The 20,312-nt window shown below is 64.2% G+C and carries 17 protein-coding genes; 9 read left to right on the top strand and 8 right to left on the bottom strand.

The features are described 5' to 3' along the window. The first annotated feature begins 4 nt into the window (after nucleotides 1-4). The 4 genes from PQQ53_RS26415 to PQQ53_RS26430 all read left to right on the top strand — a co-directional run bounded on the left by PQQ53_RS26415 (nucleotide 5) and on the right by PQQ53_RS26430 (nucleotide 3,062). Nucleotides 5-799, top strand: a complete 795-nt coding sequence (locus PQQ53_RS26415; protein ID WP_408146442.1) for an SDR family NAD(P)-dependent oxidoreductase — start codon at nucleotides 5-7, stop codon at nucleotides 797-799. Nucleotides 800-1,048: 249 nt separating this feature from the next. Next, nucleotides 1,049-1,510: a hypothetical protein gene (locus PQQ53_RS26420; protein WP_408327300.1), complete on the top strand. Its 462-nt coding sequence runs from the start codon at nucleotides 1,049-1,051 to the stop codon at nucleotides 1,508-1,510. Nucleotides 1,511-1,607: 97 nt separating this feature from the next. Then, nucleotides 1,608-2,234 carry a hypothetical protein gene (locus tag PQQ53_RS26425; protein ID WP_408146596.1) on the top strand — a complete coding sequence of 209 codons (627 nt, stop codon included), beginning with the start codon at nucleotides 1,608-1,610 and terminating at the stop codon, nucleotides 2,232-2,234. A 90-nt stretch (nucleotides 2,235-2,324) separates the two neighbouring features. After that, the gene (locus PQQ53_RS26430; protein ID WP_121315861.1) at nucleotides 2,325-3,062 is read left to right on the top strand and encodes a response regulator; all 738 of its coding nucleotides are present in this window, start codon (nucleotides 2,325-2,327) and stop codon (nucleotides 3,060-3,062) included. A gap of 70 nt (nucleotides 3,063-3,132) precedes the next feature. Here PQQ53_RS26430 and PQQ53_RS26435 read toward each other — a convergent pair whose 3' ends face one another. The 4 genes from PQQ53_RS26435 to PQQ53_RS26450 all read right to left on the bottom strand — a co-directional run bounded on the left by PQQ53_RS26435 (nucleotide 3,133) and on the right by PQQ53_RS26450 (nucleotide 5,056). After that, the gene (locus PQQ53_RS26435) at nucleotides 3,133-3,804 is read right to left on the bottom strand and encodes a flagellar basal body L-ring protein FlgH (protein ID WP_408146438.1); all 672 of its coding nucleotides are present in this window, start codon (nucleotides 3,802-3,804) and stop codon (nucleotides 3,133-3,135) included. Nucleotides 3,805-3,907: 103 nt separating this feature from the next. Then, the gene (locus PQQ53_RS26440) at nucleotides 3,908-4,657 is read right to left on the bottom strand and encodes a hypothetical protein (RefSeq protein WP_408146437.1); all 750 of its coding nucleotides are present in this window, start codon (nucleotides 4,655-4,657) and stop codon (nucleotides 3,908-3,910) included. Nucleotides 4,658-4,660: 3 nt separating this feature from the next. After that, nucleotides 4,661-4,858: a DUF6726 family protein gene (locus PQQ53_RS26445; RefSeq protein WP_408146435.1), complete on the bottom strand. Its 198-nt coding sequence runs from the start codon at nucleotides 4,856-4,858 to the stop codon at nucleotides 4,661-4,663. A gap of 15 nt (nucleotides 4,859-4,873) precedes the next feature. Next, nucleotides 4,874-5,056: a hypothetical protein gene (locus tag PQQ53_RS26450; RefSeq protein ID WP_408146433.1), complete on the bottom strand. Its 183-nt coding sequence runs from the start codon at nucleotides 5,054-5,056 to the stop codon at nucleotides 4,874-4,876. Between the two features lie 417 nt (nucleotides 5,057-5,473). Between PQQ53_RS26450 and PQQ53_RS26455 the strand changes: the two genes are divergently transcribed. Together PQQ53_RS26455 and PQQ53_RS26460 are read left to right on the top strand one after the other, a co-directional pair. Continuing rightward, nucleotides 5,474-6,214 carry a response regulator gene (locus PQQ53_RS26455; RefSeq protein ID WP_408146431.1) on the top strand — a complete coding sequence of 247 codons (741 nt, stop codon included), beginning with the start codon at nucleotides 5,474-5,476 and terminating at the stop codon, nucleotides 6,212-6,214. Then, on the top strand, nucleotides 6,211-7,506 hold the full coding sequence (locus tag PQQ53_RS26460; RefSeq protein ID WP_408146429.1) for an ATP-binding protein: 1,296 nt from the start codon (nucleotides 6,211-6,213) through the stop codon (nucleotides 7,504-7,506). The genes PQQ53_RS26455 and PQQ53_RS26460 overlap by 4 nt, the downstream gene beginning before the upstream one ends. A gap of 191 nt (nucleotides 7,507-7,697) precedes the next feature. Here PQQ53_RS26460 and PQQ53_RS26465 read toward each other — a convergent pair whose 3' ends face one another. After that, entirely contained in the window at nucleotides 7,698-8,648 is a 951-nt protein-coding gene (locus tag PQQ53_RS26465; protein WP_408327303.1) for a tyrosine-protein phosphatase, read from the bottom strand. 352 nt (nucleotides 8,649-9,000) lie between these two features. Here PQQ53_RS26465 and PQQ53_RS26470 point away from each other — a divergent pair, with 352 nt between their 5' ends. Next, on the top strand, nucleotides 9,001-10,260 hold the full coding sequence (locus tag PQQ53_RS26470; RefSeq protein ID WP_408146425.1) for an MFS transporter: 1,260 nt from the start codon (nucleotides 9,001-9,003) through the stop codon (nucleotides 10,258-10,260). Between the two features lie 37 nt (nucleotides 10,261-10,297). Next, nucleotides 10,298-11,563 carry a D-amino acid dehydrogenase gene (locus tag PQQ53_RS26475; protein WP_408327306.1) on the top strand — a complete coding sequence of 422 codons (1,266 nt, stop codon included), beginning with the start codon at nucleotides 10,298-10,300 and terminating at the stop codon, nucleotides 11,561-11,563. A gap of 215 nt (nucleotides 11,564-11,778) precedes the next feature. Here PQQ53_RS26475 and PQQ53_RS26480 read toward each other — a convergent pair whose 3' ends face one another. From PQQ53_RS26480 to PQQ53_RS26490, 3 genes are all read right to left on the bottom strand, one after another. Next, a complete protein-coding gene (locus tag PQQ53_RS26480) occupies nucleotides 11,779-13,248 on the bottom strand; it encodes a glutamate synthase subunit beta (RefSeq protein WP_408327308.1) in 1,470 nt (489 codons plus the stop codon). Between the two features lie 119 nt (nucleotides 13,249-13,367). Continuing rightward, entirely contained in the window at nucleotides 13,368-18,071 is a 4,704-nt protein-coding gene (locus PQQ53_RS26485; RefSeq protein WP_408327311.1) for a glutamate synthase-related protein, read from the bottom strand. A gap of 294 nt (nucleotides 18,072-18,365) precedes the next feature. After that, nucleotides 18,366-19,073 carry a transposase gene (locus PQQ53_RS26490; protein WP_168663499.1) on the bottom strand — a complete coding sequence of 236 codons (708 nt, stop codon included), beginning with the start codon at nucleotides 19,071-19,073 and terminating at the stop codon, nucleotides 18,366-18,368. Between the two features lie 187 nt (nucleotides 19,074-19,260). Here PQQ53_RS26490 and PQQ53_RS26495 point away from each other — a divergent pair, with 187 nt between their 5' ends. Next, nucleotides 19,261-19,986: an OmpW/AlkL family protein gene (locus PQQ53_RS26495; protein WP_408327314.1), complete on the top strand. Its 726-nt coding sequence runs from the start codon at nucleotides 19,261-19,263 to the stop codon at nucleotides 19,984-19,986. Nucleotides 19,987-20,312 lie beyond the last annotated feature (326 nt).

Consider the following 20,312-nt stretch of genomic DNA (forward strand, 5'->3'; position numbering starts at 1 on the left):
CATCATGAGCGACATCCGTGACGTGAGCGCAGCCCGCCCTGATGAGCGCGTCGTGCTGATCACCGGGGCGGGCTCCGGCATTGGCGCGGCGCTTGCCCGGCGCATCGCCGCGCCGCACTCGGCACTGATGCTGCACGCCCGTGGCGCCGATGACGCCGCCCGCCAGCGGCTTGCCGGAGTCGCCGCCGAGTGCCGCGCACGCGGCGCAAGCTGCGCGACGGTGTTCGGCGACCTCGCCGAACCCGGTGCCGCGGAACATCTGGTTCACCAGACGCTGGCACACTTTGGCGCACTCGATCAACTGGTCGCCAACGCGGGGCACGCGCAACGCCAGACCCTCAACGCACTCGACCCCGACACGTTCAGCGCCGCCTTCGCTGCGATGCCGGCCGCGTTCGCGGCGCTCGTCAGACGCGCAACCCCTGCATTGGAAACGTCGAAGCGCGCTCGCGTGATCGCGCTGAGTTCGTTCGTTGCGCACCGCTATCGCGCGGACGCGCCGTTTGCCGCGACGGCGGCGGCGAAAGCGGCGCTCGAATCGCTGGCCAAGACCGCCGCCGCGGAACTGGCGCCACACGGCGTGACCGTCAACTGCGTGGCACCCGGCTACACCCGCAAGGATCGCGGCCCGAGCGCGGAGAATGCGTCGGCGTGGACGCGCGCCGCCGAAGCGACGCCGCTCGGCCACGTCGGCGAGCCTGCGGATGTCGCCGCGCTGATCGCGTTCCTGCTCTCCGACGAAGCGCGCCATATCACCGGGCAGGTGATTCATATCGACGGCGGTCTTACGCTCGGCTGAGCGGCAATCCTGGCAACGCACTACGCAACGGCACACCACTCCCGCCGCACGCGCGACCCCGTCACGCCTTCCCCTCGCCGCAACACAACATCCCGCAACATCCGGAAACACGCGAGAAGGGCTCGAAAGCATTTGCGAAGCGGGCAAGCTGTTCCGCGCTTTGAAAATGCCTCCCGGCAGCGACGATAGTCATGCGGGCCGATCCCGTCCTCGCCCCAACGTCATTCACTGTTACCGGACTCTTTGCCCATGTCATTCGATCGCCGCCCCCATCCATTGACCCAGCGCCTCGCGCTCGCTCTCGGCGCAGCGTTGCTGGTCGCGAGCACCGCGCATGCAGCGCAAGCCACTCAACCGAACGAGCCCGCAGACGTTTGCCCCGCGCTGAAACACATCGTCGACGCCGACGATTTCAAGCAGCTGCGCAGCCAGCCCGCTGCACAACTGCCGGGCGTATCGACCGCCGACGACTGCCGCGCCAACTCGCACTCGTACGACTGCCACTGGCGCGCGCACTGGGAAGCCGACGGCGTGATCAACGATCCGCTCGAAGAATTCGGCGCCGACATCGCCGCGTGCTTCCCGAACGTCGTGCACGACGTCAACACGCCGACGCGTCAGCATTTCATCGTGACCACCGCCGAGCGGCGCGTCAGCGTCACGGCCAGCGTGCAAGGGCAAAACGAATTGCGCCTGCGCGTCACGCGCTGAGCGTGCGCGCAAGCGCCATTCTCCGTAGCGATCCGCCGCGATCGGCCGCATTCCTCACCGCCACCAGGCATCCGCTCTCATGACCCTCACGCCGAGCATGCGCGTCGACGCCCGCTTCACGCGCCCCTCACGGGCCGCGTGGGTCCGGCTGCGGCGACCGTGCGCGTGGCTGGCCGTCGCCGCTCCGCTCGCGTTCGGGCTGAACGGCTGCGCATGGACGCTGATCCAGGCGGCCGACGCCACCGGCTCGGTGATTCAGGCGGGCTACGCGATCGCGGCGAACTACTCGTCACCGACCTTCGTCAACGGCAGGCCGGCCGACCTGCATCACGTCTGCATCGAAGTGAACCAGACGGTGTCGGTCGGCGATTTCGTGCCGGCGCTGCAACTCGCGCTCGACCGGCGCGGCATTCGTTCGGACGTCTACAATCCGGGCACCTCGCCCGCCGGCTGCGAGGCGCGGCTCGTCTACAACGCCGCGATCGACTATGGCCGCCGCTCGTTCAGCGACGAATCGATCCAGTATCTGTCGATCATCGATCTGACGCTGATCCAGAACGGCCGCATCCTCGTCACGGCGCGTTATCAGACCGGCGGCCTCAACACCGACCGCTTCTCTTCCGCATCGACCAAGCTCAGCGGTCTGATCGACCGGATGGTGGTCGATCAGACCGACTTCGCGCGCTCGCCGCCGCAGACCATTCAAACGTCGCAGGCAAACTGAGCGCCGGCTGCTTGCTTTGTCTTACGCGGGAAAGGATTCGAAAGTATCGCGCGCTTTGCTCCGCGCGCGCGCATCACTAAGATGCCCTGAATGAACCAAACCATTCTTGTCGTCGACGACGACCCCGTCGTACGTGAGCTCGTCAGCGAATATTTGCAGGGGCGCGGCTTCAAGGTCGCCACGCTCGAACACGGCATGGCGCTGCAGCGCAAATTGCAGGACGAGCGTCCCGCGCTGATCGTGCTCGACATCATGATGCCGGAGCTCGACGGCATCAGCGCGCTGCGCGCGTTGCGCGTCGCCGGCGACGATATCCCCGTGATCCTGCTGACCGCGCGCGCCGATACGATCGACCGTGTGATCGGGCTCGAACTCGGCGCCGACGACTATCTCGGCAAGCCGTTCGAGCCGAGCGAACTCGTCGCGCGCATTCGCACGGTGCTGCGCCGGCGCGGCTCGATTGCGCCGAGCGCGCCGGAGCAGCGCGCGCCGTATCACTTCGGGCGTTTCGAAGTGAATTTTCCCGCGCGCGAACTGCGCCGCGACGGCGAGCGCATCACGCTGCGTTCGAGCGAATTTGCGATGCTCAAGGTGTTCGTCACCCACGCGATGACCGTGCTCACGCGCTCGCAATTGCTGGAGAAACTACACGGCAATAGCGAGGCGCATCGCAACCGCAGTCTGGACGTGTCGATCTGGCGTTTGCGCCGGTTGATCGAAGTCGATCCGTCCGAGCCGCGCTACGTGCAAACCGTGTGGGGACGCGGCTATGTGTTCGTGCCGGACGGTGAGATCGGGGCCGCGGAACGAAGCGCAGCGCTCGCCTGACACGGCGCGGCGCGGAAGACGAACTGCGCAGCTTGCGCGGCATCGCGCAGCAACGCCGCGCGCGCATGCGTTAGAAAGTCAGCACACTCAGGAACATTCTCTGCAGCCAGCCCATCGTGGTGGCGTCGGACACCATGCCGACGCCGGCCTGCTCGATGCGCGCGTTGGCGACCTTGCTCGACGCGACGTAATTGCCTGCTTCGATATCCTTCGGATTGACGATGCCCGACAGCCGCAACCGGTCGCGGTTGCCGCTCATCGCGATCACCTTCTCGCCCGACACCACGAGGTTGCCGGTCGACATCGTGCCGATCACGGTGACGGCAAGCGTGCCGGTCATGCCGCTGACGTCGGTGAGGCTGCCCTGGCCTTTGTAGTCGGTGCTCGCCGAGCCGATGTTGAACAGCCTCGCGAGCCGCGCGGCGGCGTTGCTCGAATGATCGGCAGCGTCGGCGGTGATGCTGCTCGCGCGGCTCGCCGCCGCGGTCGAGCTGTTGTTGCCGCTATACGATTCCGCGAGACGGATCGTCAGCACATCGCCGATATGTTGGGCGCGCGGCGTTTCGTAAAGCAGCAGCGGTGTGCCCGCCTGATAGATCGCGCCTTGCGTGTTGACGTTCAGCGGCGCCGAAGCGAGCGGCGGCGCCATCGGCGTGTCGACGATCGAGTTCTGCTGATGGCCCGCGCAAGCGGCGAGACAAACCGCCGCGCCTAGCGTGACCGTGAGACGTAGCGCGATCATGCGTGCTCCTTGAAGGGGATCGGCCGGATGGGCCGGGTTCGGAATGGGTTCGGCCGACGTGAACGCACCACCGCCCCCTCGCATCGACGATCAGAGCGGTTCATCACCCCGCCTCCGCGCCGCTTGCCTGCCACTGCCGCACGACCGACTTCACCCACGCATCCGAACCCTTCAGCAGATAAGTGAGCGTGCCGTTGCGGCTGCCCGGCAAAAAGCACAACGTGATCGAACTCACCGCGTTTTCCCACACGTACGTCGGCATCGCACCCGACGCCGCCACGTTCTGCGTCGCGAGACGCGGCGGCCCGTAGCGATCCTCGAGCGCGTCGCGCAAGTCCTCGGCGGTCAGTTCGTCGATCACGAACGAAATCTCATACAGACGCAGCGCGCTCTGCGCGTCGGTCCGCGCGAAGCGCAGCACGTGCTCGAGCGCGGGCGCGCCGTCCACCACCGCTTGGGACATCGCCCAGCGGTCATCCACGCGATGCGCCCAGCGGCACGCGACCATCAGGCTCTCGCGTGATTTCAGCCGCATGCCGAGCGTGCCCGCCTGCACGTCGGTCTCGCAGACGGGCACGCTACCGATTGGCGTAGCCCGCACGGTCGAACCCGCGCGGAATTCGTCGAGCGTGATGCCGAGCGCCACGCCGCGAAAAGCAAACGGCGCGTCCTGCGAGCGCCGGCGCGCGGTGAACGCGGTGTTGACGGACGCGTCGGCGGACCCGTTGTTCGACGCGGCGCCCACCGCCTTCGCTTCGCGCGCGCCGGGCTGTGCGCCGGGTTGTGCACCAGCGGCCGACGCGACGATTCCGCCCAACAGCGCCAGCGCGCAAACAATCCGTGTGAGTGTCATGGTTCAGTCGATTGCGGAGGAGCACATATCGAATGGCGTGGCCGCGGCATGGCCGACGACCGGGATGATCTTCAGCGTGGCCGAAGTCAGCCGGCACGGCAGCGCGGCGACGGCACAGCCGCCGAGCGGCAGCAGCGCCGCGCCGAGCGTCAACCACACGGCGGCACGGACGAGGCGGGCAAAAATTCTCGGAGTCGACACACAGGCCTCGTGGGATCAGGCAGTCGTATTGACGTTGTGCCCGACGACCCCGGTCGGCGGCGACGGCTGCGCGCGGGTTGCGCTCTCCTGCGTCTGCGCGCTCGCGGCCGGGTTGCTGGCGCTCGCGGGTTTGTCCCTCGCGGTCGTGGACGTGAGCGAAGGAAGGTGAGTCGAACTGAGGTTGCTGTGAATGGTCATGATGAGCCTCGCGTGGCACCGGGTTTCGATTTCACGCCACCGGCCGTGGTCCAACGCATCAAGGCTGTCCCCGGCATGCGGCGCAACGTACTGCACGGCGAATCATCGCGCCGCACCCGCATCGGCGATGCACGAAGCAAAGCGCGCTTTCCGGCGGTTCTTACGAGCCGTTCCGAGCCGTTGCCATCGGTTCCAATGCTTGCAACGGATGCCATCGCGCAGCCGTTTTTGATCGGCGGGAGGCGCTGGTGTGACACGGATTCCGCACGATTGCCCCGATCCAGCCGCGCTGAAATATGCTGTGAGCCTTGAGCGGCGGGCCTGACACGCGAGTCGCCCAGGACCGCGCGGCGCATCGTAAGCATTGGTAAGAAAACAGTCGGTCTCGCGTTGCGCGCGCCAGTCTAGAATTTCGCCATGAATCCACAGGTCCTTATCGTCGACGACGATCCGGTCGTACGCGATCTGCTATGCAAGTTTCTGCAATCGAACGGCTTCGACGCGTCCGTGCTGCACGACGGCACCCATCTCCAGCGCCGGCTCGAACGTGAACGGCCATCGGTCGTCGTGCTCGACATCATGATGCCGAACACCGACGGCCTGCGCGCGCTCACCGCGCTGCGCGCCGCCGGCGACGACATACCGGTGATCTTCGTGACCGCGCGCGGCACGGTGGCCGACCGCATCGTCGGGCTCTCGCTCGGTGCGGACGACTATTTGACCAAGCCGTTCGATCCGCGCGAATTGCTCGCGCGCATCCAGACCGTGCTGCGCCGTCGCGGGCCGAGCACCACCAGCGCGCCGGAAGCCCGCAAGCGCTATCGCTTCGGCCCGTTCGAACTCGACTTCGCGACCCGTTCGCTGTCGCGCGACGATTCGAAGCTGCCGTTGCGCGACAGTGAATTCGCGCTCCTGAAGATCTTCGTCAACAATCCGTACAAGGTGTTGTCGCGCGTGCTGATTCACGACCTCGTGCATCGCGACAATCTCGCGTTCCGCGACCGTAGTCTCGACGTGCCGATCTGGCGCCTGCGCCGCGTGATTGAGGAAGATCCGTCCAACCCCTGCTACGTGCAGACGGTGCGCGGCAAGGGCTACGTGTTCGTGCCCGACGCCAACGCCTCGCCCTTCGCCGACGAGGCCGCCCCAAGCGCATGAAAAATCCGCTGAACACGCTGTTCGGCAGAATGGCGTTGCTGTCTGCGGCGGTGTTGTTCGCGATTCAGGCCGGCTGGTTCGTGCTGGTGGTGATGCAGCCGCCGCGCCACGAAATCGACGGCTTCGCACGCGGCATTCTGCTGGTGCTGCAAGCCATCAACGGCGAGCCGATGAAAGGCACGGCGCTTCCGCCGGCCTTGCGCGTGCATCTGGTCCCCACCTGGAACATGCCGGCGAGCGTGCATCTGCGCAAGCCCACGGCTCATCCGCTGGTCGAACTGAGCCGGCATCTGCGAGAGAACCTGCCGCCGGGCACGCAGATCGCCGTCGACGACCTGCATCCGCCGCAGCTCTGGGTATTGTTCCCCGGCAAGTCGAACTGGGTGGTCGTGCCGGTCGATGTGCCGCCGCGCCCGCGTTTTGTCGTCGAAGGCGCGTCGATGCTGCTCGCCGCGCTGATTCTTTCGCTGTTCGCGGTCTGGCAGATGCAGCGGCCGCTGTCGCGCGTCTCCACCGCCGCGCGTGCGTTCGGCTCGGGCGGGCGTCCCGAACCGGTGACCGTGCAGGGCCCGCGCGAGTTGCGCGATCTGATCGGTTCGTTCAACGACATGATGCGGCGCCTGAACGAAGCCGGCGACGATCAAGCGGTGATGCTGGCCGGCGTCGCCCACGATCTGAAAGCGCCGCTCACGCGGCTCAAGTTGCGCGCAAGCGTGCTGGTGGCGGAGAACGAACGCGCCGGTCTGATTCGCGATGTCGACTCGCTGACCAACATCGTCCAGCAGTTTCTCGAATTCGCCGGCCAATCCGCCGACGCGGGGCCGCCGGTCGAAGTCGAAGAATTCTTACGGGAGCAGTTCTCGTCCGGTGACGCGTCCGGCGATACTGCCGGCGACAGCGCCGAAGCACCGCTCTTCACGCTCGATCTGCGCGCGGGCCCCTCGTTCACGCTGCCGCGCACACTGCTCGACCGGCTCGTAACGAACCTCGTCGATAACGCGCTCGAACACGGCACGCCCCCGGTGGAGATCGCCACCGGGCGCGACGATCGGCATTGGGTGATCAGCGTGCGCGACCACGGTCCCGGCATTCCCGACGAGCGCATCGCCGCGGCGATGAAGCCGTTCGTCCGGCTCGATGCCGCGCGGGGCGGCGAAGGCCATTGCGGCCTCGGCCTCGCGATCGTCGCGCGGCTCGCGCACGATCGCGGCGGGCGTTGTCATGTGCGCAATCACGTGCAAGGCGGACTGGAAGTACGGATCGAACTACCGGTTGCCGCGCCGACCGCGTGACACCGAGCGAAGCGGCACGGCGAACGTGGCCGCTTACGCGTCCTTACTGAATGGATCCTCGCGATGACTGCGGCTTTATAGTCAGAGACGGCAACCTCGATGCCGCCCTTCTCTGTCCGCCCGGTTACTTGGGGCGGACTTTTTTTTCGCCTGCGTGTTTGCCCGCGTTTTGCGCGAGTCTTTGACGCGCCTTAGCTCACGAGCCGGGCACGCAGCGTGTCGATCGTCGTTTGCGACATGCCGAGGCCGCGCGTCAGATAGTTCGCCATCGTGCCGTAGCTCATCTGCACCTGATCGAAACCGGCTTGCAGATAACTCTCCTGAACTTCCAGCAAAGGCATCTGGATCGCGACGGCGGCCTCGCCGTCCTGCGCGTGCAGCGTCTTGGTCTGTTCATCGAGCGACGCCGCCAGGTAAGTGTTGCTGAGCAGATAGTCCTGCATGACGACGTCGAGCGGCACGTTGGCGATGCTGAGCAACAGCGCCGCGACCCAGCCGGCGCGATCCTTACCCGCGTTCGAATGAAACAGTTGCGCGCCGGCGCCATCGGCGAGACGCGTCAGCAACGTGCCGTACGCGGCTCGCTGCGCGGCGCCGGTCACATAGGCGCGCGCTTGCGCTTCCATGAACGCGGTGGAGGCCGCCGTCGTATTCATCTCAGGCACGACGAAGTCGCTGCTGCCGAGCACGTTGAGGTTTTGCGCCGCCGCGCCGCCCGGCACCACGTCGTCTTTCCGCGCGATTTCGCCAGGCGTGCGCAGATCGTAGACCGACGCGATGCCGAGTTTGTCGATCGCGGTTTCATCGGCGCTGCTCAGCGCCAGCACATTCGCGCGATAGAACGCGCCACGGCGCATCCGTTTGCCGTCGACGGTCGTGTAGCCTGCGCCGACGCCCGCCAGATCGCGAAAGTTGCTGACCGATGCCAGACGCGGGGTCTCGGGCAGTTCGGTGTCGAGGTCGCCACCACCGCACGCAGACAGCAGCGCGCCGCCCAGCCCGGAGGCGAGCACCACGTTCGCGGAGCCCTTGAGGAAGCCTCTGCGCGACATGGATATGGCACCGCGCGTGCAATGGCTTCCCGTCACGATCGAACTCGCTGAGCGGTGGGACGGCGAGCAGGATTTCGCGGTTGCGGGCATTAGGCGTGGCTGGCGCGGGCGTGAGGGAGTGATTCGCAGCATCGAGGCTGCGGGCAAAGTTTAACGGTGCTCAATATCTTTTGCGTTACACAGTAGTAGTTCGTAAGGGAAGGCGAGATGTGAGTTTGTCCACGGCGGCGGCTAGAACGGCCAACCCAAGGCGCGCGGCATGTTTCCGGACTCGTTTCCACCTGCTTGCGTCTCTTATCGCCGGTTATCGGCGCTTATCAGCGATTACCGCCGCCGCCATTTTTGACCACAACTGGCCGCAGGACGCCGCATCCCCGTAGAATACAACCACCCTACTATCGAGCCCCCCGCCGGCAGAAAGATCTGGAGACCACAACAAAACATGCCTTCTCTCCAATGGTTCACCGAGCTGACCACGCGCGAGCGCCGCACGCTTTACGCCGGCTTCGGCGGCTACGCGGTCGATGCCTTCGACTTCATGATTTACTCGTTCCTCATCCCGACGCTGATCGCGACCTGGGGCATGACCAAAAGCGAAGCCGGCATGATTGCCACCAGTTCGCTGATCTCGTCGGCCATCGGCGGCTGGCTCGCGGGCATACTCGCCGATCGATATGGCCGCATCCGCGTGTTGCAATGGACCATCGCCACCTTCGCGGTGTTCACCTTCCTGTCGGGCTTCACCAATTCGTTCTGGCAACTGCTCACGACCCGCACACTGCAAGGCATCGGCTTCGGCGGTGAGTGGTCGGTCGTGACGATCATGATGGCCGAAACCATCCGCTCGCCGCAGCATCGAGCCAAGGCGGTCGGTACCGTGCAAAGCAGCTGGTCGTTCGGCTGGGCCGCGGCGGCGATCGTCTATTGGGCGGCCTTTGCGCTGCTGCCGGAACAGTACGCATGGCGCGCGTGCTTCTGGATCGGCCTGCTGCCCGCGGCGTGGATCATCTACATTCGCCGCAACGTGAGCGATCCCGAAATCTATCTCGAGACGCGCCGCGCGCGCGAAAGCGGCTTCGACACCTCGCACTTCATGCAGATTTTCTCGGCCGCTCACGTGAAGACCACGCTGCTCGGCAGCGCTTTGTGCACCGGCATGCTCGGCGGCTATTACGCGATCACCACGTGGCTGCCGACCTATCTGAAGACCGTGCGCCATCTGTCGGTGTTCAACACCAGCGGCTATCTGATCGTGCTGATCGTCGGGTCGTTCACCGGCTATATCGTCGGCGCGATTCTGTGCGACAGGATCGGCCGGCGCGCGTCGTTCGTGCTGTTCGCGATCGGCTCGTTCGTGCTCGGCATGGTCTACACGATGCTGCCGATCACCGACGTCATGATGCTCGCACTCGGCTTCCCGCTCGGGATCGTCGTGCAAGGCATTTTCGCGGGCGTGGGCGCATATCTGTCGGAGCTCTATCCGAACGAGATACGCGGCTCGGGCCAGGGCTTCTGCTACAACCTGGGACGCGGGCTCGGCTCCTTCTTCCCGATTCTGGTCGGTACACTGTCGCAAACCATGACGCTCGTGAAGGCGATGGGCATCGTGGCCGGCTCGGGCTATCTGCTCGTGATCGTCGCCGCGTTGTGCCTGCCGGAAACCAAAGGCAAGGTGCTCGGCTCGACACGCGCAGCCACCTGAAATCGCCAGCATTCGCCTGAATTTGCAGCACACACACATGAAAACGATTGTTCTCGGCGGCGGCGTCATCGGCGTCGCCAGCGCTTTTTACCTGTGCCAGCAAGGCTGCGAAGTCACGGTGATCGAGCGCGAACCCGACGTCGCGCTCTCCACCAGTTTCGGCAACGCCGGCGTGATCGCCCCGGGCTATGTGACGCCGTGGGCCGCGCCGGGCATGCCGGCCAAAATTCTCAAATACCTGTTCAAACCGGCCTCACCGCTGATCTTCCGGCCCACCTTCAATCCCGCGCAATGGCGCTGGATCGCGCGCTGGCTGCGTGAATGCGACCTCGAACGCTTTCGCGTCAACAAGCAGCGGATGCAGCGCATCGCCTACTACAGCCGCGATTGTCTGCACGAGTTTCGCGGCCGCCACCCGTTCGATTACGGCCGCAGCCAGGGCTATCTGCAACTGTTTCGCAGCGAGTACGACCTTGAACTCGCGCAACCGGCGCTCGCGGTGCTGCGCGACGCCGGCATCGCACATCGGGAAATTAACGCGGCGCAATGTGTCGAGATCGAACCGGGGCTGCGCTGGGCCCGTCAGATGCCGCTCGCCGGTCTCTATCTGCCCGACGACGAAGCCGGCGACTGCGCGCGCTTCACCCGTGAGCTGCGCGCGATCTGCGAGCGCAATGGCGTGCGCTTTCGCTTCGACACGCGTGTGACGTCGCTCGATGTGCAAGGCGCAGCGGTGCGCGGCGTGCGTGTCGACAGTGAACGCGGCAGCGAGACATGGCAGGCCGATGCGGTAGTGGTGGCGTTAGGCGTCGATAGCGCGGCGCTGCTCGCACCGCTCGGCGTGAAAGTGCCGCTCTATCCGGTGAAGGGGTATTCGGCGACGCTGCCGATCACCGACGAAGAAAAAGCCCCCCGCGCCGCGTTGATGGACGAGTCGCTGAAAACGGCGATCACACGCTTCGGCAACAACTTGCGCGTGGCGGGGACGGCGGAGTTGGGCAATGGCCAATCCACCCTGCGCGAACAGGCGCTGCAAACGTTGATGAAAGTACTCGCCGACTGGTTCCCGTACGCGGCCAATCCCACGTCCGCGCATTTCTGGGTCGGCCGCCGGCCGATGACGCCCGATGGGGCGCCGCTGCTCGGACCATCCGGTGTGGACAATCTGTGGCTGAACCTCGGACACGGTTCGACCGGCTGGGCGATGTCGATGGGCTCGGGACGCGTGGTCGCGGATCTGATCGCGCAGCGCAAACCGGAAATCGATCTGGAAGGATTGACGTTGGCGCGGTACGGGAAGTAACGGCGCGTCTGCGCCAGGCGCACGAACCACTGGACGTTAAAAATCCGGGTCCACCCTCTCAGGTGGCCCGGCTTTGTTTTTCACCGCTTTGATGTACCGCTTATGTGCCGTTGTTCAGCACATTGTCGTCTCCACCTCTTCCTGCAAGCAGTGGCCGGTATCCGTGTCACGCCAATCCAGAACGCGGACCGCAACGGCAACCGGCCGGAGACGTTTTAGCGCGGCAGTTCCGAATGACCCATCAGGAACGCATCGACCGAACGCGCGCACTGACGGCCTTCGCGGATCGCCCACACCACCAGCGACTGGCCGCGGCGCATGTCGCCCGCGGTGAACACCTTGTCCACCGACGTGTAATACGCCTTGTCGCCTTCGGTCGACGCGCGCACGTTGCCGCGCGCATCCTTGTCGACGCCGAGCGCTTCGAGCACCGGCGACACCGGTTGCGTAAAGCCCATCGCGAGCAGCACCAGATCGGCCTTCATTTCGAATTCCGAGTTCGGCACTTCCTGCATCTTGCCGTCCTTCCATTCGACGCGCGCGGCGATCAGCTTCTCGACCTTGCCGTTCTTGCCTTCGAGGCGCTTGGTCGCAACCGCCCAATCGCGCTCGCAGCCTTCGTCATGCGACGACGACGTGCGCAGCTTGATCGGCCAGTACGGCCACACGAGCGGCTTGTTCTCCTCTTCCGGTGGTTGCGGCAGCAACTCGAATTGCGTGACGCTCTTCGCGCCGTGACGATTCGACGTGCCCACGCAGTCCGAACCCGTATCGCCGCCGCCGATCACGACCACGTGCTTGCCCTTCGCGAGCAGCTGGTTCGCGACCTTGTCGCCGGCATTGACCTTGTTCTGCTGCGGCAGGAAGTCCATCGCGTAGTGGACGCCTTCCAGCTCGCGACCCGGCACCGGCAGATCGCGCGGCGTTTCCGAACCGCCTGCAACCACGACCGCGTCGAACTGTTCTTTCAGCTCGGCCGGCGTGATGGTTTCCTTCGCCGTGCTGCCGATGTAGGCCGGCAGCGAATCCGCCTTGCCGACGAACACGTTGGCGCGGAACGTCACACCTTCGGCTTCCATCTGGCGCATGCGGCGATCGATCAGCCACTTCTCCAGCTTGAAGTCGGGAATGCCATAACGAAGCAGGCCGCCGATGCGGTCGTTCTTCTCGAACACGGTGACATCGTGCCCCGCACGCGCGAGTTGCTGCGCGACAGCGAGACCCGCGGGGCCAGAGCCGACCACGGCGACTTTCTTGCCGGTCTTGTGCTTCGGCGGCTGCGGCGCCACCCAGCCTTCGGCCCAGGCTTTGTCGATGATCGCGTGCTCGATCGACTTGATGCCGACCGGGTCGTCGTTGATGCCGAGCGTACACGCCGCTTCGCACGGTGCCGGGCAGATGCGGCCCGTGAACTCCGGGAAGTTGTTCGTGGAGTGCAGCACTTCGATCGCGTTCTTCCAGTCCTGATGGAACACCAGGTCGTTGAAGTCCGGGATGATGTTGTTCACCGGGCAGCCGTTGTTGCAAAACGGAATGCCGCAGTCCATGCAACGTGCGCCTTGAATCTTCGCTTCGTCGTCGCTGAGAGCCGCGACGAATTCCTTGTAGTGCTTCACACGCGTGAGCGGAGCTTCGTACGCCTCGTGGCGGCGTTCGAACTCGAGAAAACCGGTTGCCTTGCCCATGTGGTTCTCTTCTCTATCTGTATCAGGTGGGGTGATCTACACCCGCCGCGCGTCGAATCATCGAGCGGCGGCGGGTACGGCTAAAGGTGACATCTTGCTGATGAACAGCGCAGCGGTGTTTAAGCGGCGAGTACTTCCTTGTTCGCCTTCTTCGCTGCCAGTTCGCCCAGCGCGCGCTTGTATTCGGTCGGGAACACCTTCACGAATTGACGGCGCGATGCGTCCCAGTTTTCGAGCAGCGCTTTCGCACGCGGCGAGCCGGTGAACTGGAAGTGACGCTCGATGAGCCCCTTCAGCAGTGCCTCGTCGGTCGTCTCGGCGTGCCACAGGCCCTTGTCGACCGTGCGTTCCTGTTCGGCCTGTTGCAAGACCGGATCGAGCGCGACCATCGACTTGTTGCACTTGCTCGCGAACGTGCTGTCCGGATCGAACACATACGCGACGCCGCCCGACATACCGGCTGCGAAGTTACGGCCCGTTTCGCCGAGCACGACGACCGTGCCGCCCGTCATGTATTCGCAACCGTGGTCGCCCGTGCCTTCGACGACCGCCGTCGCGCCCGAGTTACGCACGCAGAAGCGCTCGCCCGCCACGCCGCGGAAGAAGGCTTCACCTTCGATCGCGCCGTACATCACCGTGTTGCCGCAGATGATGTTCTCTTCCGACTTGCCGCGGAAATCGTTAGTCGGACGGATGATGATGCGGCCGCCCGACAGGCCCTTGCCCACGTAGTCGTTGCCGTCGCCGACCAGATCCAGCGTGACGCCCTTCGCGAGGAACGCGCCGAAGCTCTGACCCGCGGTGCCCTTCAACTGGATGTGCACCGTGTCGTCGGCGAGACCGTCGTGGCCGTACTTCTTCGCGATCGTGCCGGACAGCATCGCGCCGACCGTACGGTTCACGTTGCGCACCGGCTGGATGAACGAGACGTGCTCGCCCTTCTCGATCGCCGCCTTCGCCTTTTCGATCAGCGTGTGGTCGAGTGCCTTGTCCAGACCGTGGTCCTGCACGTCGACGTGCTTGCGCGCCACTTCGGCCGGCACTTGCGGCTGATAGAACACGCGCGAGAAGTCGAGACCCTTCGCCTTCCAGTGCTCGATGCCCTTCTTCGTGTCGAGCAGTTCGGCACGGCCGATCAGGTCGTCGAACTTGCGAATGCCCAGTTGCGCCATAATCTCGCGCGCTTCTTCCGCAACGAAGAAGAAGAAGTTCACGACGTGTTCCGGCTGGCCCTGGAACTTCGCACGCAGCACCGGATCTTGCGTCGCGACGCCGACCGGGCAGGTGTTCAGGTGACACTTGCGCATCATGATGCAGCCTTCGACGACGAGCGGCGCCGTCGCGAAGCCGAACTCGTCCGCGCCGAGCAGCGCGCCGATCACGACGTCGCGGCCGGTCTTCATCTGACCGTCGGCCTGCACGCGGATACGGCCGCGCAACTGGTTCAGCACCAGAGTTTGCTGCGTTTCGGCGAGACCTAGTTCCCACGGCGTGCCCGCATGCTTGATCGACGACAGCGGCGATGCGCCCGTACCGCCGTCATGGCCGGCGATCACGACGTGATCGGCCTTCGCCTTCGCGACACCCGCGGCCACCGTGCCGACGCCCGATTCCGACACCAGCTTCACCGACACGCTAGCCGCCGAGTTGGCGTTCTTCAGGTCGTGAATCAGCTGCGCCAGATCTTCGATCGAATAGATGTCGTGGTGCGGCGGCGGCGAAATCAGGCCGACACCCGGCACCGAGTAACGCAGCTTGCCGATGTAGTCCGACACCTTGTGGCCCGGCAGCTGACCGCCTTCGCCCGGCTTCGCGCCCTGCGCCATCTTGATCTGGATCTGGTCGGCCGACGCGAGGTATTCCGCCGTCACGCCGAAACGGCCCGACGCCACCTGCTTGATGCGCGAGCGCAACGAATCGCCATCCTTCAGCGGAATGTCGACAACCACTTCGTCGCCGATCACGGACTTCATCGTGTCGCCGTTCTTGATCGGAATGCCGCGCAGTTCGTTGCGGTAACGGTTCGCGTCCTCGCCGCCTTCGCCGGTGTTCGACTTGCCGCCGATGCGGTTCATCGCGACTGCCAGCGTGGCGTGCGCTTCCGTGCTGATCGAGCCCATCGACATCGCGCCGGTCGCGAAACGCTTGACGATCTCCTTCGCCGATTCGACTTCGTCGAGCGGAATCGCCTTGGTCGGATCGAACTTGAATTCGAACAGGCCGCGGAACGTCATGTGGCGCTTCGTCTGATCGTTGATCAGATGCGCGTATTCCTTGTACGTCTGGTACGAGTTGGAGCGCGCCGAGTGCTGCAGCTTGGCGATCGCATCCGGCGTCCACATATGTTCTTCGCCGCGCACGCGGTACGCGTATTCGCCGCCCGCGTCGAGCATGTTCGCGAGGATCGGGTTGTCGCCGAACGCGTCGCGGTGCAGACGGATCGCTTCTTCCGCGACGTCGAACAGGCCGATACCGCCCACCTTCGACGACGTGCCCTTGAAGTACTTCTGCACGAGGTCTTCAGCGAGACCGACCGCTTCGAAAATCTGCGCGCCGGTGTAGGACATGTAGGTCGAAATGCCCATCTTCGACATGACCTTCATCAGGCCCTTGCCGACCGCCTTGGTGAAGTTGTAGACCGCCTTCTCCGCCGACAGGTCGCCCTTCAGCCCGCTGGCGAGCTGGCCGAGCGTTTCCATCGCGAGGTACGGGTGCACGGCTTCCGCGCCGTAGCCCGCGAGCAGCGCGAAGTGGTGCGTTTCACGCGCCGAACCGGTTTCGACGACCAGACCCGTGCTCGTGCGCAGACCTTGCTGCACGAGGTGCGTGTGGATCGCGGCAGTGGCCAGCAGCGCCGGAATCGCGACGTTGTCGCGGTCGGTCTTGCGGTCCGACACGATCAGCATGTTGTAGCCGGACTTGACCGCATCGACGGCTTCCGCGCACAGCGACGCGAGACGCGCTTCGATGCCTTCCTTGCCCCACGCCACCGGATAGCAGATGTTCAGCTCGTACGAGCTGAACTTGCCGCCCGTGTACTGATCGATCGCGCGGATCTTCGCGATGTCCTTGAAGTCGAGCACGGGCTGCGACACTTCGAGGCGCATCGGCGGGTTGATGTTGTTCGTGTCCAGCAGGTTCGGCTTCGGACCGACGAACGACACCAGCGACATCACCATGTTTTCACGGATGGGGTCGATCGGCGGGTTCGTGACTTGCGCGAACAGCTGCTTGAAGTAGTGATACAGCGTCTTGTTCTTGTTGGACATGACCGCCAGCGGCGAGTCATTGCCCATCGAACCTACCGCTTCTTCACCGGCTTGCGCCATCGGCGCCATCAGGAACTTGAGGTCTTCCTGCGTGTAGCCGAACGCCTGCTGACGATCCAGCAAAGCAGCGGCTTCGCGGCGTTCGGTCGCGACGTCTTCGGCCTTCGCCTCGATTTCGTCGAGCTTGATCCGGACCGCGTCGATCCAGCTCTTGTACGGCTTGGCGTTCGCGAGGTTGTCCTTCAGTTCCTTGTCGTCGATGATGCGACCGTGTTCCATGTCGATCAGGAACATCTTGCCCGGCTGCAGACGCCACTTCTTGACGATCTTCGACTCGGGGATCGGCAGCGTGCCCGCTTCCGACGCCATGATGACGAGGTCGTCATCCGTGACGATGTAGCGCGCCGGACGCAGACCGTTACGGTCGAGCGTCGCGCCGATCTGGCGGCCGTCGGTGAACGCGATGGCGGCGGGGCCGTCCCACGGCTCCATCATCGCGGCGTGGTATTCGTAGAACGCGCGGCGGTTGTCGTCCATCAGCGTGTGCTGTTCCCAGGCTTCCGGGATCATCATCATCATCGCGTGGACGAGCGGGTAGCCGGCCATCACCAGCAGTTCGAGACAGTTGTCGAACGAGGCGGTGTCCGATTGGCCCGGATAGATCAGCGGCCACAGCTTCGGCAGGTCGTCGCCGAGCACGTGCGACGCGATTGCGCCGGTACGGGCGTTCAGCCAGTTGACGTTGCCCTTCACCGTGTTGATTTCGCCGTTGTGGGCAATCATGCGGTACGGGTGCGCCAGCTCCCACGCCGGGAACGTGTTGGTCGAGAAGCGTTGGTGCACCAGCGCCAGTGCCGAGACCGTGCGCTCGTCCTGCAGGTCGCGGTAGTACACGCCGACCTGACCGGCCAGCAGCAGACCTTTGTAGACGACCGTGCGGGCCGACATCGACGGCACGAAGTATTCCTTGCCGTGCTTGAGCTTGAGCGCCTGGATGCGGTGGCTCGCGGTCTTGCGGATCACGTACAGCTTCCGCTCGAGCGCGTCGGTCACGATGATGTCCTTGCCGCGGCCGATGAAGATCTGGCGGATCAGCGGCTCGCTCGCCTTCACGGTGGGCGAAATCGGCATGGTGTGGTCGACCGGCACGTCGCGCCAGCCCAGCACGACCTGGCCTTCGGCCTTCACCGTACGCTCGAGCTCCTGTTCGCAGGCGAGGCGCGATGCGTGTTCCTTCGGCAGGAACACCATGCCGACGCCGTACTCGCCGTACGGCGGCAGCGTCACGCCTTGTTTGGCCATTTCCTCACGATAGAAACCGTCCGGAATCTGGATCAGGATGCCCGCGCCGTCGCCCATCAGCGGATCGGCACCGACGGCGCCCCGGTGGTCGAGGTTCTCGAGAATCTTCAGGCCTTGCTCGATGATCTGGTGGCTCTTCTGGCCCTTGATGTGAGCGACGAAGCCGACGCCGCAGGCGTCGTGCTCGTTTTGCGGGTCGTACAGACCTTGCGCGGCGGGAACCGGGTGAGTCGGTTGCTGGTGGTCGTTCATGGGGACACCGTCTGTGAGGGGCCGGACAGGCCGTTAAAACCATTTTTCTATTGCCGCAGTTGGCATCGCAACCACGACGGCGCTCTTTACGCTGAATGCTACGCGTGTCAAAAAGCGCCGGAATTCGGAATATACGCGACGAATCAATGGAATAGCAAATAAAACGTGACGATCGAACCCCAATTATCAAATTGGTGCATCGCGCTCGTTTTTTATTGGTGCCATATCAAAACAGGGCAAAAGAAAACGGCATGCGCGATGCCGTTTCCCTTTAGATCTTTGACGCGAAACGCTTTATTGCGTGTGCGGCGTCTCGCGGACCTTGCGCGGCCGCCCGCGCGGCAGCGGCGAGACGCGCCGGTTTGCAGCCCGCGCCGCCCATTCCCGGTAGGTATCGCTGCCCAGAACCCAGCCTTTCAGGGTGGCTTGCTGAAGTTGGCTGGCTTCGCGTTCGTCGAGCGGTTGCTCACACAATTCGCGGTATGCGCGCTGACGCTCGAACGGCGTGTTGCCCAAAGACCAGTACAACGGATGGTCGGTGATCAGGCTGTCGAGCGTGAGGCCAATGTGATGACGGTAGCTCGACCAGCGATAGTCCTCCGGCGCGTTGACGAGTTGGGCGCGCACCGGACACATCTCCACGACACGGCTCGCCAGCAGGAAGTAACGCTCGCCTTCGATCACCGTGGCCCGGTAGCGGCCTTCCCACAACGTGCCGCGGCGTGCGTAGCGTCGATTGAAATGCGCGACGTAGCGACGACCCACCGCCTGCATCGCCTTGGGCAAGCTCGACTCTTCGGTTGGCGTGACGAGCAGTTGCACGGCGCCCGGCATCAATGCGTACGCGTGGATCGAAAGATGATGGTCGCGAGAAGCCGCTTTCAGGCAGTCGATGAAGAGCTCGTAGTCCTGGTCGTCGACGAATGCGGGCTGCTGATCGAGCCCGCGAAGGATGACGTGCTGCGGCTGGTCAGGGACATAAAGACGTGCAAGCCGTGCCATGCTGGAGTATCCAATAGTCGCGTTGGTACATACCCGAAGGTCCGAAGAACCGCATGCGCTCAAGGTTCGGCGCGACGCGGCTAAGCCAGAAACCGCGCGGCGCTTAGGGAGAAAGCTCTAACCGCCGCGTATGGTTTGTTTCAAACGTTCTCGTCATAATGAGCGGGCCTTTTTTGGAGGAGCACATATGAAATTAAAACAGGCCGTAACGGGGATGGCGGCGCTAGTCTGCATGACGACGGCAGCGCACGCACAATCGGCCGGCAGTTTTTACGTCACGACGGGCTGGTTCCATCTTGCGCCTCAATCGAGCAGCGACCCATTGAGAGTGACAAGCATTGGCGGCAGCCCGACCAACATCACAGAACCGAATACCGGGGCATCACTCAATTCAACCGACACCATCGGCTTCACTGCGGGTTACTTCGTCACCGACCACATCGCAACCGAACTCGTCATGGGCTATCCGCCCACGTTCGATCTGAACGGCACGGGCAGCCTCCAACAGTTCGGCAAGCTGGGCCAGGCGAAACAATGGAGCCCGACTCTGCTGTTCAAGTACTATTTCAACGCTCCGACCGCCGCGTTCCGTCCGTATCTCGGCGTCGGTGTGAGCCGCGTCTGGTTCACGGACGAAAAGATCACCAACAGCGCATTCGAAGCCAACGTTCTGCATGGTCCGACCAGCGTCACCACGGATAGTTCGTGGGCGCCGGTGTTTAATGCCGGTTTCACGTACGCGTTCACCCAGCACTGGTTCGCGGGCGTCTCGATCTCGTACCTGCCGCTCAGCACCACGGCCAAGCTGAACACCGCCGCGAACACGCCGGTCGGCACGCTGAACGTGCAGTCGCAGACCAAGATCAAGCTGAACCCGATCGTTAGCTACGTCAACATTGGTTACCGTTTCTAACGCTTCGAGAAATTGGGGGCGTAGAGGTAGGGTAGTCGAATTTTCGTGGCTTGGACAACGCCGTCATCCATTCGATGACGGCGTTTCTATTTGCGCTCGCAGCAAGGGGCGATCCGCAGCACGGCTAGGCCGGTGCCGCACGCACGCGTGAGTATTTGTAAATTTGACCCGGAATCGGCCCGGCTCGTGCAATATCTGCGGAGGATTCTTCATCCGCGCCACGCCCTGAGGGGCTTTACGGGTTTGGCACTGAAGTTGCGTTCTCACGGTGTTTTCCGCGTCGTGACGCGCTAGCGCGTCATCGTGACAACGCGTGAACTCTTTCA

The sequence above is a fragment of the Paraburkholderia strydomiana genome, assembly GCF_046030495.1.
Lineage (GTDB): Bacteria > Pseudomonadota > Gammaproteobacteria > Burkholderiales > Burkholderiaceae > Paraburkholderia > Paraburkholderia strydomiana_A.

Coding starts and splice junctions, on each gene's coding strand:
- PQQ53_RS26415 (WP_408146442.1), top strand. CDS start 5: ATGAGCGACATCCGTGACGTGAGCGCAGCCCGCCCTGATGAGCGCGTC.
- PQQ53_RS26420 (WP_408327300.1), top strand. CDS start 1,049: ATGTCATTCGATCGCCGCCCCCATCCATTGACCCAGCGCCTCGCGCTC.
- PQQ53_RS26425 (WP_408146596.1), top strand. CDS start 1,608: ATGCGCGTCGACGCCCGCTTCACGCGCCCCTCACGGGCCGCGTGGGTC.
- PQQ53_RS26430 (WP_121315861.1), top strand. CDS start 2,325: ATGAACCAAACCATTCTTGTCGTCGACGACGACCCCGTCGTACGTGAG.
- PQQ53_RS26435 (WP_408146438.1), bottom strand. CDS start 3,804: ATGATCGCGCTACGTCTCACGGTCACGCTAGGCGCGGCGGTTTGTCTC.
- PQQ53_RS26440 (WP_408146437.1), bottom strand. CDS start 4,657: ATGACACTCACACGGATTGTTTGCGCGCTGGCGCTGTTGGGCGGAATC.
- PQQ53_RS26450 (WP_408146433.1), bottom strand. CDS start 5,056: ATGACCATTCACAGCAACCTCAGTTCGACTCACCTTCCTTCGCTCACG.
- PQQ53_RS26455 (WP_408146431.1), top strand. CDS start 5,474: ATGAATCCACAGGTCCTTATCGTCGACGACGATCCGGTCGTACGCGAT.
- PQQ53_RS26460 (WP_408146429.1), top strand. CDS start 6,211: ATGAAAAATCCGCTGAACACGCTGTTCGGCAGAATGGCGTTGCTGTCT.
- PQQ53_RS26465 (WP_408327303.1), bottom strand. CDS start 8,648: ATGCCCGCAACCGCGAAATCCTGCTCGCCGTCCCACCGCTCAGCGAGT.
- PQQ53_RS26470 (WP_408146425.1), top strand. CDS start 9,001: ATGCCTTCTCTCCAATGGTTCACCGAGCTGACCACGCGCGAGCGCCGC.
- PQQ53_RS26475 (WP_408327306.1), top strand. CDS start 10,298: ATGAAAACGATTGTTCTCGGCGGCGGCGTCATCGGCGTCGCCAGCGCT.
- PQQ53_RS26480 (WP_408327308.1), bottom strand. CDS start 13,248: ATGGGCAAGGCAACCGGTTTTCTCGAGTTCGAACGCCGCCACGAGGCG.
- PQQ53_RS26485 (WP_408327311.1), bottom strand. CDS start 18,071: ATGAACGACCACCAGCAACCGACTCACCCGGTTCCCGCCGCGCAAGGT.
- PQQ53_RS26490 (WP_168663499.1), bottom strand. CDS start 19,073: ATGGCACGGCTTGCACGTCTTTATGTCCCTGACCAGCCGCAGCACGTC.
- PQQ53_RS26495 (WP_408327314.1), top strand. CDS start 19,261: ATGAAATTAAAACAGGCCGTAACGGGGATGGCGGCGCTAGTCTGCATG.